12 protein-coding genes are annotated in these 13,980 nt (G+C 43.6%); 5 read left to right on the forward strand and 7 right to left on the reverse strand.

Annotated features, from left to right (window positions below):
* Window positions 1-227 precede the first annotated feature (227 nt).
* From R1T43_RS15160 to R1T43_RS15170, 3 genes are read left to right on the forward strand one after another with little or no spacing between them, the layout of a single operon-like run.
* Window positions 228-785 (forward strand): Hpt domain-containing protein, encoded by a 558-nt coding sequence (locus tag R1T43_RS15160; protein WP_317350249.1) that lies wholly within the window; start codon window positions 228-230, stop codon window positions 783-785.
* Window positions 786-1,619, forward strand: coding sequence for a pseudouridine synthase (locus R1T43_RS15165; protein WP_317350250.1), 834 nt, complete (start codon window positions 786-788; stop codon window positions 1,617-1,619).
* Window positions 1,620-1,627: 8 nt separating this feature from the next.
* Window positions 1,628-2,719: a 2-dehydropantoate 2-reductase gene (locus R1T43_RS15170; RefSeq protein ID WP_317350251.1), complete on the forward strand. Its 1,092-nt coding sequence runs from the start codon at window positions 1,628-1,630 to the stop codon at window positions 2,717-2,719.
* 31 nt (window positions 2,720-2,750) lie between these two features.
* Here the strand turns inward: R1T43_RS15170 and lysS are convergent, their stop codons facing one another.
* The 6 genes from lysS to R1T43_RS15200 form a co-directional block, all read right to left on the reverse strand.
* The gene (gene lysS / locus R1T43_RS15175) at window positions 2,751-4,307 is read right to left on the reverse strand and encodes a lysine--tRNA ligase (protein WP_317350252.1); all 1,557 of its coding nucleotides are present in this window, start codon (window positions 4,305-4,307) and stop codon (window positions 2,751-2,753) included.
* A gap of 25 nt (window positions 4,308-4,332) precedes the next feature.
* Window positions 4,333-5,431 (reverse strand): peptide chain release factor 2 gene (gene prfB, locus R1T43_RS15180; protein ID WP_317350253.1). Its coding sequence is split into 2 segments (ribosomal slippage): window positions 4,333-5,355 and window positions 5,357-5,431, totalling 1,098 coding nucleotides; the frame shifts between segments, so codons are not numbered across the junction.
* 117 nt (window positions 5,432-5,548) lie between these two features.
* Window positions 5,549-5,986, reverse strand: a complete 438-nt coding sequence (locus tag R1T43_RS15185) for a DUF2177 family protein (RefSeq protein WP_317350254.1) — start codon at window positions 5,984-5,986, stop codon at window positions 5,549-5,551.
* Between the two features lie 93 nt (window positions 5,987-6,079).
* Window positions 6,080-6,706, reverse strand: a complete 627-nt coding sequence (locus R1T43_RS15190) for a DUF6515 family protein (RefSeq protein WP_317350255.1) — start codon at window positions 6,704-6,706, stop codon at window positions 6,080-6,082.
* A 127-nt stretch (window positions 6,707-6,833) separates the two neighbouring features.
* Window positions 6,834-7,454: an HD domain-containing protein gene (locus R1T43_RS15195; RefSeq protein WP_317350256.1), complete on the reverse strand. Its 621-nt coding sequence runs from the start codon at window positions 7,452-7,454 to the stop codon at window positions 6,834-6,836.
* Window positions 7,455-7,457: 3 nt separating this feature from the next.
* Entirely contained in the window at window positions 7,458-8,666 is a 1,209-nt protein-coding gene (locus R1T43_RS15200; RefSeq protein ID WP_317350257.1) for a TauD/TfdA family dioxygenase, read from the reverse strand.
* A 93-nt stretch (window positions 8,667-8,759) separates the two neighbouring features.
* Between R1T43_RS15200 and R1T43_RS15205 the strand changes: the two genes are divergently transcribed.
* Window positions 8,760-9,671, forward strand: a complete 912-nt coding sequence (locus R1T43_RS15205) for a LysR family transcriptional regulator (protein ID WP_247670785.1) — start codon at window positions 8,760-8,762, stop codon at window positions 9,669-9,671.
* A gap of 83 nt (window positions 9,672-9,754) precedes the next feature.
* Here R1T43_RS15205 and R1T43_RS15210 read toward each other — a convergent pair whose 3' ends face one another.
* Window positions 9,755-10,336 (reverse strand): NADPH-dependent FMN reductase, encoded by a 582-nt coding sequence (locus R1T43_RS15210; RefSeq protein WP_211071219.1) that lies wholly within the window; start codon window positions 10,334-10,336, stop codon window positions 9,755-9,757.
* A gap of 378 nt (window positions 10,337-10,714) precedes the next feature.
* Between R1T43_RS15210 and R1T43_RS15215 the strand changes: the two genes are divergently transcribed.
* A complete protein-coding gene (locus R1T43_RS15215) occupies window positions 10,715-13,903 on the forward strand; it encodes an EAL domain-containing protein (RefSeq protein WP_317350258.1) in 3,189 nt (1,062 codons plus the stop codon).
* The last annotated feature ends 77 nt before the right edge of the window (window positions 13,904-13,980 follow it).

Here is a 13,980-nt window from a genome sequence, read left to right on the forward strand (position 1 = left end):
GGATCCTTCTAGGTGGCCTCGCTTTTGTAATACATTTAACTCGCATCACACTAGCGTCTATAATAATACAACCGTTGAGACAATGGCCTGGGGCATACGTTTCATCGAAGACTACCAGACTTTTTAACGCTTTACTTGCTCTGACTTGCTATCATTGTATTAATTTATAAAATTCTGAAATACACTGACAGTGAACACAGTACAGAAACGTAGTTAAAGGAACTTATATGGAACAGCCCGCAACAGTCTTAGATTTTGAATTTGGCATGTCTCAACTAAGTGGTAATAAAACACTGTTGTTAACCTTATTAAATAAGTTTTCGGATGAATATCGCTCAGCAAACGATGATTTACAGCGATTAGTGAAAGAAGGTAATTTCGACGACGCATATTCTTTAATTCACACGCTAAAAGGTGTGGCAGGTAACTTAGGGTTATTTGCGTTGCATCACGCCAGTAAGCCGGTTGAAGCAAGTGTTAGAAACGACAAATGCCTTCCCGATGACTACGCCAGCTTTTCTGCTCTCGTTGATGAAACCATAGCGGCTGTTGATGCACTATCGGCAGCGCCTGAGCCCGCAGCGCCTGAAGCAACTAGCGCCGTGGCGGCACAAGCTCGCGATCAATTTATTGCCGCATTAAAAGCCAGTGAATTCATTTCCCAGTCAACGCTTGATGAGTGGCTAAGTGTGCTTTCACTTCCTGCTGAAACGAAGCAAGAAATTGAAGAGGCGGTAGACGAACTAGACTACGACGAAGCCATTAAATTGCTTGAAAAAGCCTAAGTGAACGAAATTCCTATCTTAGTTGACGATAACGATGTGCTTATCGTCAACAAGCCTTCCGGCATCGCCATGCATGACAGTGCAAATATTGCGGATACTGCTAAGACAGAAAATGCCAAGAGCACTGGGGCTGGTAAAAATATAAGAACCGGTGAAAGCGCAGACTCCGGCAGTCTCAGAAACATAGACAGCAACATAGACACCCATACATTAGGTATTGTCAGCCTACTTAGGAAACAAACCGGTTATAGCCAGCTTCATCTTTGTCATCGCTTAGATACCGGCACGTCCGGCTGTTTGTGTTTAGCCAAAAATGCACAGACAGCAGCACTTATTGGTGATTCCTTTGAGACACGCCAAGTCAGTAAGTACTACCTTGCTATTAGTGCCGACAAGCCGAAAAAGAAACAAGGTACTATTGTCGGTGATATGAAAAACCGCCGCGGCGGCCAGTTCATGTTGCTTAAAAGCAAAGATAACCCTGCAGTCACTCAATTTTTTAGTCAGTCAGCCAAACCTGGCTATCGCGGTTTTATCGTAAAACCGCTTACGGGCAAAACCCATCAAATTCGAGTCGCCCTTAAAAGTGTTGGCGCAGCCATACTTGGTGACACACTTTATAGTGGCGCACCATCCGATAGATTGCATTTGCACGCCGGCTGGTTAAGCATTCCCCTACCCTCTCGCACTATTTCAGTGAAAGCTCCCATATTAGAAGGTGATTTATTCACTGACAGTGAAGTGGCGACCTGGTTAGCTGAATTGCCTGAACCAGATACTTTCAACTGGCCCGAGATCGCCCCTTCTTTACTACAGTTAGTTAGCAAGGCTTGATGTAAGAAATGAAAGGTGAAAAGGCAAAGCAAGGCGTGCAGGAAACAGAAAACGTTAAGGCTGAGCAGATCGCGATAAAAAAAAACCACATTGCAGGCAGCGGCGCTATTGGCTCTTTACTCGCAGGAGCTGCCGAAAAACAAACCATGCCTTACGCGCTTTACCCAAGAAGCCTTGTATCTCAAGTTGATAAATCTGGTTTTCAGAAACCTAGCCTTAAGCAACATAATAGTGAGCAACCAAAAACTGAGACACCCACACCCTATTTCGTAGGAGCTAAAACTGAGACACCCACTCCATACTTTGTAGAATGGATTGATGGTAGCGCATACCCCGTTACGCAAATATGCAGTACCAAACCTCACCTTTCTGATAACGACATTCTAGTGCTGCCTTTAAAGGTACACCAACTAAAAGACGCGCTTATTCAATGGTTGCCATTTTTAGGGAGTAACACGCCAGTTGTGCTTTTACATAATGGTATGGGTGGGTATGAAATTGCGAAATCGATATTGCCGCCAAGCCAACCATTGCTGCTTGCTACCACCAGCCATGGGGCGATGAAGCGCACTGCTACTCAGGTGATCTATACCGGCGAGGGCGCCACTCAAGTGGGTATTGCCCCTCATTTGCTTTCGCACGAACAATCAGCCATGCCTGAGTGGGCGAAAAGTGTGTGTCACACTTTGCATGCGCTGCTTCCACCAGTGAATTACCAAGCTGATATCATGCAGGCGTTGTGGGCCAAGCTTGCTATCAATGTGGTGATAAACCCATTAACAGCGCTGAATAATATAACCAATAGTCATATTGCTGGTGAGCAGTTTGCTAATGAACGCAAAACGCTTTGTGAAGAATTTGCTCAAGTGGCAAATGCATGTGGTCAGTGCTTTGATGCGATTGAAATTGAACAGCAGGTAGTTAAAGTCGCAGAACTTACAGGCAATAACTACTCCAGTATGCACCAAGACGTGCTACACCATCGACAAACCGAAATTGAAGCCATTAATGGGTATATTGTCAAAATGGCACAAAAAAAGGGTATTGAAGTTCCCCTCAACACCCTTCTTACCAAGCAGGTCACTGCGCGTTTACGATAAACGGCGCGAGCCTGTTATTTGTCTTCCCTACTTATTCCTCTTCAGCGCCTTTCGACACTTCCGGTTTCATATGCGGGAATAAAATCACGTCTTTAATCGTTGGGCTGTCAGTAAAAAGCATGGCCAAACGGTCAATACCAATACCTTCACCTGCCGTAGGCGGTAAACCATACTCTAACGCACGAATGTAATCTTCGTCGTAGTGCATTGCTTCATCATCACCAGCATCTTTCTCTTCAACTTGTTTAGAGAAACGCTTAGCTTGATCTTCAGAGTCATTCAACTCGCTGAAGCCGTTTGCTAGCTCACGGCCGCCAACGAAGAATTCAAACCTGTCGGTAATGAACGGGTTGTCATCGTTACGACGTGCAAGTGGCGATACTTCCCACGGGTATTCAGTAATAAACGTAGGCTGTTCAAGTTTCTCTTCCGCTGTAGCTTCGAAGATTTCACATAGGTATTTACCAGCGCCCCAAATACCATCAACTTCAGGCTCTTTAATATGCAACTGTTTAGCCATCGCTTTAAGTGCATCAAGGTTAGCTTCTGGGTCGCGAATAGCGGCTTCATTCGCTTCAGGCCAGTATTTCAAAATGGCGTTGCCCATACTTAAGCGCTCAAACGGCTTGCCAAAGTCGTACTGTACTTCTGAAACTACGTTACCGTCGGTATCTTTAGTCGTGTTAGTAATAACACTAGAACCAAGAATATCTTCGGCAAGGGTACGCAACATGTCTTCGGTTAAGTTCATCAGATCGTTGAAATCAGCATAGGCCTGATAAAATTCCAACATGGTGAACTCTGGATTATGACGCGTAGAAAGCCCTTCGTTACGGAAGTTTCGGTTAATTTCGAACACACGCTCGAAACCACCTACCACCAAGCGCTTCAAGTAAAGCTCAGGGGCAATTCGCAAATACATATCAATGTCTAATGCATTGTGATGAGTTACAAACGGTTTAGCCGTCGCACCACCTGGAATCACCTGCAGCATTGGCGTTTCTACTTCAAGAAAGTCACGCTTAGTTAGGTAGTTACGAATACCATTTACAATCTTACTTCTGATCATAAAGGTTTTGCGGGTTTGTTCGCTAGTAATAAGGTCAACGTAGCGCTGACGATATTTAGTTTCTTGGTCGCTTAGGCCATGGAACTTCTCAGGTAGAGGACGCAGTGCTTTCGTTAGCAATGCATACTCTTCCATGTTCACATATAAATCGCCTTTACCCGACTTATGCAGAACACCAGCAACACCAATAATGTCACCAATATCTAGCGCACCGTACTGTGCTTTAAGCGCTTTTTGCGTATCTTTATCGGCGTATGCTTGAATGCGACCTGTCATGTCTTGAAGCAACATGAAAGGGCCACGCTTAGCCATAATACGGCCAGCAATGCTGACTTTGTTACCCTGCTCTTGCAAGGTTTCTTTATCTAGTTCACCGAACTTGCCTTGAAGTTCATCAGCATAGTTTTCACGACGGAAGCTGTTTGGGAAGCCATTTGCACGGCACTGCTCACGAATTGCGCTTAGTTTTGCTCGGCGCTCAGCAATTAATTTATTTTCGTCGGTTTGTTGGTCAGTCATAACCTATTCACTTTCGTTGTTCGGATTACAGCCCTGATTTAAGGCTGGCTTCGATAAATTTATCCAGGCCACCATCTAGCACGGCCTGAGTGTTGCGTGTCTCCACGCCAGTACGCAAATCTTTAATGCGAGAGTCGTCTAACACGTATGAACGAATTTGACTTCCCCACCCGATATCGGACTTGCTGTCTTCCATCGCTTGTTTCTCAGCGTTTTGCTTTTGAAGCTCGTACTCGTAGAGTTTAGCTTTCAGCTGCTTCATCGCCTGATCTTTGTTTTTGTGTTGCGAGCGGTCGTTCTGACACTGCACTACAATACCTGTAGGTTCGTGGGTAATACGCACCGCTGAATCGGTTCTGTTTACGTGCTGACCACCCGCGCCCGAAGCGCGGTAAGTATCAATACGTAAATCTGAAGGGTCGATATCAATATCGATATCGTCATCCACTTCAGGGTAAACAAACGCTGATGAAAACGACGTATGACGGCGGTTGCCTGAGTCAAATGGCGACTTACGCACTAAGCGATGCACGCCCGTTTCGGTACGTAACCAACCAAAAGCGTACTCACCTGCAATACGCAAGGTAGCACTCTTAATACCCGCTACGTCGCCATCAGATACTTCAATAAGTTCGGTTTTGAAGCCGTGAGCCTCCCCCCAACGAAGGTACATACGAAGGAGCATATTCGCCCAGTCTTGCGCTTCTGTACCGCCAGAGCCAGATTGAATATCAATATAACAATCGTTGGCATCGTTAGGCTGTGAGAACATGCGGCGAAACTCAAGCTTTTCAAGTTGCTCAAGTAGGCCTTCTAGTTCATTGTTGGCCTCATCGAAGGTTTCTTCATCTTCTGCTTCAACGGCGAGTTCAAGCAAACCTTCAACGTCTTCGGTGCCCTGCTCAAGGTTGTGAATGGTTTCTACAACCAGCTCTAAGGCCACCTTTTCTTTGCCTAACGCTTGTGCGCGTTCTGGCTCGTTCCATACCTCTGAGCTTTCGAGCTCTCGGTTAACTTCTTCTAAGCGCTCTGACTTTGCATCAAAGTCAAAGGTACCCCCTAAGCGCGTCGGTGCGCTCGCGGATATCTTTTATCGCATTGGTAACGGGGTTTACTTCAAACATAGTCCGCTTATCAACTGTAAAATAAGACCGCGGATAGTACCGAATTTGGACGAAATTTGATAGGGGTTAACGAAATAAAAGGCAGCTTAAAGAGCCGACTAAAAATCGGCCTAGCGTTTAATTATCTTCACTATTTCGCACATGTTGAAAGCCCACCCAGCCCGCCATTGCGCTTGCACTGGTTAAGAAGGTGCCCCACGCCCAATCAATCACTGTGATAAACAGCGTAAAACCTTCAACAATACTGTAGTTAGTTAGGTTATAAGCACCGTAACTGGCGAGCCCAAGCAGTGCTCCATCAATACCTGCGTAATAAAGTGGTTTGTCTCTGTTCGCCACTACAGCTAATACAAAGACGACAAACCCATACATTAAGTAGAACACCACCCAAGGCCAGGTAATATAGCTTTCTCGCAATAAGCTCGCCATTTCGGTGGTATACCAGTCACGGGCTATCCAGCCTAGCCATAGGGCATCAAGTACACCAAAGCACAATAAAATGGCCAATATCGAAAGAGCTATACTGGAAGAAAACATTATGATTTTTTGAAGCATGAACTCGCGTTCCATTCATAAACATGCGCAGATTATCAGTTTGTCATGTCTATGAATAAAATAGCAATATGTAAAATTTGTATACTGACGAGACTAGTTCAATTTCACTGCAAGGTAAGTGACTTGCCCTTGGGAAGATTGAGGCAGAAAATATAAACCGCCAGATAAAAAGTACTGAGTATCATGTATTTTTACTGGCAGCGCACCTTCAGGAAGAGCATCGTAGTGCTTGCCTGCTTGATATTCACCACTGTCTGCTCGCGACCATTCGACAGGGGCTTTCACTACGATATACTCACCATCCATTCGTTTGTAATACACCCCCTCCACAACATAGTAGGTTTGCCCATCGACAAAAATGGTGTCGGGATGATCAGGTAAGGTATGAATGATGACCCCTGCAGGCGGATACACTACAGTAAAATCGCTGCCTATTTTGCGATAATAAACACCATTTCTATATCGATAGTCTATGCCATGGTGACGAATGAAGGCAGCGTCTTTAGGTAAGTGCCTTACTCTATGTCCTGGCTCATATCGCGGGGATGCTAGCACTGCAACAGCAACCCCCGCCGCAATGCCCGCACCTATACTTAATGCTGCATTTCCACCGTGAAAGCCACCGCGTGCACCGCCACCATGTAGCGACACCGCACATGCGCTTAGTAAAGTAATAGAGCATACAATGGGTATTAAGCGTAAATTCGTAAGTAAATTCATAAAGTATTACTCCCAACAAATTAAGAGTATGGCGACAATGCCGTGTACTTAGTTATATGGGGGTATAGACCAATACAAGAATAGATCTTCTTATACCTTTACCTAAACTTTACGTGGCTTACGCCATTTACTCACTAGTTCCAGACATGGCGATATCAACAGCACTTTTACCCATGGTTTGTTCACCCACATATTTGGGGTCGAATGCCGTTCTAGAAAATATCTTTCTAACCAATGGCTCGAAGTGTGAAAGTGGTTTTGTAGGGTAGTCAGGGTCGAATGATGATTGATCCCACTTTTCACAAAAATCTACACAGGCTTGATACCAAGGGTGGTCTTTTAAATACTCTCGTTCATTCGGATCGCCACCTAAAAAATGGGCGTAATACACGTTTTGAAATAATCCATGCTGATTAATAATCCAAGTCACTTCAGGTCGCACATAGGGGCGTAAAATCGATGCCGCGTATTGCGAGTGATTGTGCGGCGCTAAGTCATCACCAAGATCATGAATAAGTGCCGCTACAATCATTTCCTCATCAGCGCCATCGGCTTCAGCGCGGGTTGCTGATTGCAGTGAGTGTCCAAGTCGTGAAACCTGATAGCCTGATAAGGTGTTCTCTAAATTTTTCAGCGCTTCCAATATTCTATCGGGCAAGCCTTTCGCGTATTCATCTTCATGTTTGGTAAGAAACAAATACTCTTCTTTTGTTCCGTCTTTCATCTGGCGAAATTGAACAGTTTCCATCACTTAACCTCTCATTTTTGCTGTTTCTGCTGTGGCCTTGGTATTCGCTATTTCAAACTCACCGTGAGTACTTGTTGTTTCAACCGCATCGTTGGTATGCATAGAACCTTGCCTTCTTTTAAGCGCATTGTATCGGCCTTTTGGTGCATCAATATCTATGTAAGCGCCTTGCAGGTGACGACGCCCTTCACTAGGGTCAAACCCTGTGCGCCCGTGTAACACACGGGTGTTATGAAACATCTGCAATTGACCGGGCTCTAATCTGAAACGCCACTCATATTCAGGCGAACACAACAACTGTCCCAGACGTTTACGGGCACGATGAAATATAACCATTTCTTCATCTTGTAATAGCGGCAAATAGTCGAGTCGCGGGCTATAAGCGATCCCCGTAATTCTGCCGCTAGGGTCAGATTCAATCATGGTACGTCTTTCTATCAGATCAACATCGTTGTCATAATAACGGTAACGAACAGGTACCTTGCAAAGCAATGCGAAACCCTCGGGATCTTCCTTTTTCAACTGCTCAAGCACCGACAAACTATCAACCAGTGTGGACAAGCCTTCTGTCGTTTGGTTTTCTAAACAATGCAGAAGTTGAATACCCGGCATGGGGTTTCGGTAAGGGTTATCGGTATGCGGCCCTAAAGGCACTGAACGATAAGCAAGATCGTTAGAGTTTGGACGGGTGAAAACCTCGAAGTGTTTACCAAAGTTAGTTTCTCTCACATGGCCAAATAAATTTGCTACTTCTAATACCGCGTCTGATTCAGTAGGCACGTTATCAACAATTAGCGCCCCGTAGGTTAAGAATATTTCTATTCCTTTCATTAACCCCGCTTCCGATTTCAACGTGGCTAAATCAATATGAAATAACGATTTGTCCACATCGCTTTTCCACGGAATATCGTTAGGCGCGCCATCCCAAACGTCGAAGTCGGCAGCGAACTCATTCAAATCGTACTCACCAGAATACCCGTCACTGAACGTTAGGTTAGCAAGCGTATTGTGCTTCTTTTCTACCTTAATAAGCGACACATTTTCATCTAACTGATGTGGGTCGAAAAAGCGTTGCTTGGTGGTTTTATCAAGGTTTTCTGAATCTTGGCAACGCTCACGAAGCCATAACGCGGGTAAAGGATAGTGTTGTCCATTTACAGTCGCTGACACAGAAGCATTCGCTTCGTTGATAATATAGTCTATTTGCTGCACGAGAATCTCCCTTAAAAATCAATAGGAGAAGTATCAAGTAATCGTGGTTTATATTACAGTAGCAAAGCCTTATAGCTAACATGCAAATTAGTAATGATGAAAGAATCTGAGCTACCTACACTTAACGGCTTATTGTGTTTTGAAGCTACAGTACGACATGGCTCTATGACATTAGCAGCTGAAGATCTTGGTATTACACAACCGCTGGTGTCTCAAAGAATTCGTGCACTGGAAGATGTGGTAGGTGGTATCTTAATTGATCGTAGTAAGAAACCCGTTACACCTACGGTTGAAGGGCTTAAGTATTACAACGAGTTAAGAGGCTCTACATCATCTATTCTGCGTGCTACCAATAACGCACGAGAAGATTTTCGTGAAACAAAAACTAAAATTTCTATTAGCGCCTATTTTGGTTTTGCCTTTCATTGGATAATGCCTAGGCTACAGCGATTACAACAAGCTTTTCCTGATTATCTTTTCGAAATCCAACCAACCAACAGTTTAAGTGACCTTACCACTGCACATGCAGATATATTATTTCACTTTTCATCAAAGATTGGTAAATATCAGTTTGAAACGATGTTAATCCCTGAGATAGTTTTCCCCGTCTGCTCACCTGAATTCGCAGCCAAATACCACTTAAAAAGCGGCCAACTACTCAGTGATTTGAGAAACCTCCCGCTACTACACAAGGACGTAGATGATTCCCGTTGGCTAAATTGGCAACGGTGGGCCCAAGCATTAAGCGTTAAGCCTTCCACAAGCCCTATTTCTTTTCGGTATAACAATTACCCTCTTATTGTTGAAGCCGCCATTGGCGGGCACGGCCTCTGCTTAGGATGGGAAGGGTTAATAAACCCTTTTATTGAAGAAGGTAAACTTATTGAATTAGGGCCGCGATTAAAATCTGAAACTCGGGGATATCAGATTTGTTCAGATCAATACGCAAACTTTGCCATAGGTAATGTAATAAAGTGGTTTATTAAAGAAGTGGAGCAAGACTAGATTACAAAGGGCTAGGTTACAAAAGACTAGATTGATAAAAATGTAGAGGCGACGATGACTCGCCTCCTCGCCTCAGCACTACTTTATAGAACCTGTGCTGTCATCTTCATTGTTAATTCAGCGGTTTGTTTACCTAAATTTTTAAGTTGTTTGATGGTTTTCTCATCGGTAACTACCCCACTGTCGTCCATCAAGGTATTTACTTTTGCCACAGCAAGTTGTGCAGGTAACACCGTTACACCAATGTTTGCCAACAGCATACGCAGAACCACTAGCACTCTCATTCCACCCAAACCGCCGGCAGATGCAGCCATAATACCTGCCGTTTTACCTCTGAAAGCCTGCATAGGTTTATCACCTTCTTCCATGCGAGTGGCCCAATCTATGGCATTTTTAAGCAATGCAGGATAACTCGAATTGTACTCTGGAGAAGCAATTAAGAAACCATCATGCTCAGTTAACAGTTGCTTGAAGGCTCTCGCATTTTCTGGAACGCCAGATGCACGCTCTTCATCTTCATTAAAGATAGGCATTGGGTAGTCGGCTAGATTTACAACAGTCACTTTGGCACCCGACTCCCGTGCTCCTTCAGCAGCAACCGTGAGTATTGCTTGGTTAAATGAGCCGTTCCGTGTGCTGCCAGAAAAAGCGAGTAACTTCGTCATAATTTAAATTCCTTTGTTAGTACTATTCAAATGTTTATGCCATACAAACTCGATGCATTGTAGCGAATCACCCTACTACACTATTGAGCAAGAATGTGAGCAAAAAAATGCGAACAATAAGCCGGCTATTTAAACACTGACGCAAATCAGCAACCCAAATCTATGAATAAACATGCCCTAAGTTAGGTAATAATATTTAAATAAAGCAATACCTTAATCATAATTAACGCTTTTATAGTATTGTTACTATACTTACCTGAATTGCTAGTGCATTTTAAATTTCACGAAAATTCACGCACGGCTTAATACGGTTATACACTACGATAAATCTCACATTTTTCGTAGTCATCTTCGTTAAATGGATTTATAAAATAATACATGGCGTACTTTTTTCAGTCACTGCAGTCGAGAATAATTCTCCTCATCGTTATGGTTGCATTACCAGGGTGGGTTGGCGTTTTTTATGACTCATACGTTGAAAGAGAACACGCTATAGAAGCTGCCATAAGCCAATCCGTAAATACCGCCAAGGCCACCTCAAAATTCCAGTCTACACTGATTGATAAAACACGTGTTTTTCTGCAAAACCTTGCCAGTTTCGACGCGGTTCAAAAGCCAAACTCTGAAGCATGCAGTGCTTTTCTTGCCAACGTACTTAAGGTAAATAGTAACTATATTAATTTAGGGGCCCCAAGGGCTGATGGCGAGCTACTGTGTAATGCACGTCCCATCAATACCCCAATAAATGTCTCCGACCGTCCTTATATTCAAGAGGCGCTAGCCGCGCGAGATTTTTCCATCGGTGAGTTTCAAATAGACCGAGCGACTAATCTTACTAGTGTGAATTTTGCTTACCCGGTAATGAATGCTACAAACGAAACTGTGGTGGCGTTAGTGGTAGCGGTTATCTCACTAGAATGGTGGAGTGAAGCGCTCTCAGAGTCTCATTTACCCAATAATACCGTTGCTTACATCACCGATAGCGAGAATAAGATTGTTGCTGCATATCCAACCAACAACAACCTGTTAGGAACACTATTAAGCACCTCTAGCACTGCAATAGATAACTCGAATACCGCATCTGATAATAGCGCCGTTATTTCCAATGACCCTTATCAACGGGTATATGTAAAACGCCCTTTATTTGAAGATGGTCAGCAAATCAATATTACGGTGGGCATTCCTCTTAAACAAACACTTGAAGTCATTAATGAGCGATTGATTAAAACGGCCGGAATACTGACCGCCATAGTAGTACTACTTGTAGGTGTCTCAGTATGGGGCGTGCGAAGAAATGTATTAAAGCCGATACGCACATTACTTCAATCTACTAAAGCCCTTGCTGAAGGCAAAGACGTATGCGATGCACCTTTACATGGTAGCGTTGAGTTAGTGAAGCTACAGCAACGCTTCACCTCGATGGCAAAAACACGGCTAGAGGCAGAAAAGCGACTTATCGATAGCCAGGCTTCTTTGCTAGAAAGTAAGAATACCTTAGCAAGTCATATCGAAAATACCCCCTTAGGGTGCATTACTTGGGATACTCAGCTTATCTGTACCGATTGGAATAAATCGGCAGAAAATATTTTTGGCTATAAAAAAGAAGAAGCGATTGGCAAACATGCTTCAGATCTCATTATACCTTTAGAACGTCGAGGTGAAATAAACGACGCATTCGCTCAGCTCATTAAGAAAAAGGCGCCAAAGCGAAAAATAAATAAAAACGTGACTAAATTACGCCTCCCTATAATCTGCGAATGGTATAGCACCCCTATTCTTGACCTAGCAGGTAACGTAATAAGCGTAACCTCGTTAGTTCAAGACATAACCAAGAACAAACATTTAGAAGAAAAACTAAAACTATCTGCAAGTGTATTTTCTCACGCAAGAGAAGGCATATTCATCACAGATAGCAGCGCAAACATTATAGATGTGAACAAAACCTTCGTTGATATAACAGGCTATAAGCGAAACGAAGTGTTAGGCAAAAAACCTAATATGTTTAAGTCGGGAAAGCAGTCTCCTGAATTCTACCGTCACCTATGGGCGTCTATTATAAGCAAAGGTTATTGGGCTGGAGAGATTTGGAACAAACGTAAAAATCATGAGGTTTACGCCCAACTATTAACTGTTAGCGCAGTCAATGATGATGAAGGCAATGTTAAAAATTACATTGCTATATTTAGCGACATTTCGGAAGCCAAAGAGCAGCAATACAAATTAGAGCATATGGCACATTATGATGTGTTAACTAATTTGCCTAACCGCTCGTTGCTTGCCGAGCGACTAGATAGAGCCCTGTCTCAATGTAAGTCCGATAAAGGGTTTGTGGCAGTGGCGCTGCTCGATTTAGATGGTTTTAAAGAAATAAATGATAACTTTGGTCATAGTGTGGGCGACGAACTCCTTGTGATCTTGGCTCATCGTTTAAAAGGAACATTGCGAGAGAGTGATACTATTTCACGCTTTGGAGGTGACGAGTTTGTTGCGGTATTAGCAAACCTAAAACAACCACAAGATTTTGCTGCCATTATTAAGAATATGCTGAGAGTAGCATCTGAACCGGTAAAAATTGGTGAGCACCAACTTAAAGTATCTGCCAGTATTGGCGTGACACTTTACCCTGCAGATGACACTGATGCTGATCAACTTATCCGCCACGCCGACCAAGCGATGTATGTGGCAAAACAGAAGGGCAAAAATTGCTATCACCTTTTTGATATAGAGTCTGAAGACGCTATAAAAGCACGCCATGAAATACTCCAGAGCATAACCACAGCCCTTCATAACAGAGAGTTTGTGCTTTACTACCAGCCAAAAGTGAATATGCGCACCGGAGAAATTATTGGTGCAGAGGCCCTTATTCGCTGGGAACATCCCGTTAAAGGCATACTTTCACCTGCAGCCTTTTTACCTTTTATTGAAAATCACCAACTCAGTATAGATATTGGTGAATGGGTTATCGAAGAGTCATTGCAGCAATATAATCGCTGGCAGCAATTAGGGGTTCATATTCCCATTAGTGTGAATATTTCTGCGTTGCAGATACAGCAAAGAAACTTTCCTATTCGCTTATCTCGTTTGTTGTCCAAAGTACCTAACGTTCCCCCTGAAGCGTTTCAGTTAGAAGTCTTAGAAACCAGTAAGCTAGGTGATATTAAAAAAGTCGCGGAAATTATGGACGATTGCGTAAAGCTAGGAGTTACTTTTGCCATTGATGACTTTGGAACGGGTTATTCCTCGCTCACTTACTTAAGACGATTACCTGCAAAAGTCATCAAGGTAGACCAAACTTTTGTGCGTGATATGTTAATCGACCCAGAAGACAGAACCATTGTAGTAGGGGTAATAGCGCTTGCTAAATCGTTTAATCGCAGTGTTATTGCTGAAGGGGTAGAAACTATTGCCCATGGCACATCGTTGTTAAATTTGGGCTGCGAGCTGGCACAAGGATACGGTATTGCTAGGCCTATGCCCGCCAAAGACATGCCTGATTGGATAGCACATTGGTCTACTAAAACCGAATGGAAATCCCCTGCCCCGCAGCTCCTCAACAGTGAGGCATAAAAAAGGCCGACACGAATGTCAGCCTCTTAAAATAGCAACATAGACATCGCATACTGAATACTTGTATTAGAATCAGA

It is taken from the genome of Alteromonas sp. CI.11.F.A3 (genome assembly GCF_032925565.1).
Taxonomy (GTDB): domain Bacteria; phylum Pseudomonadota; class Gammaproteobacteria; order Enterobacterales; family Alteromonadaceae; genus Alteromonas.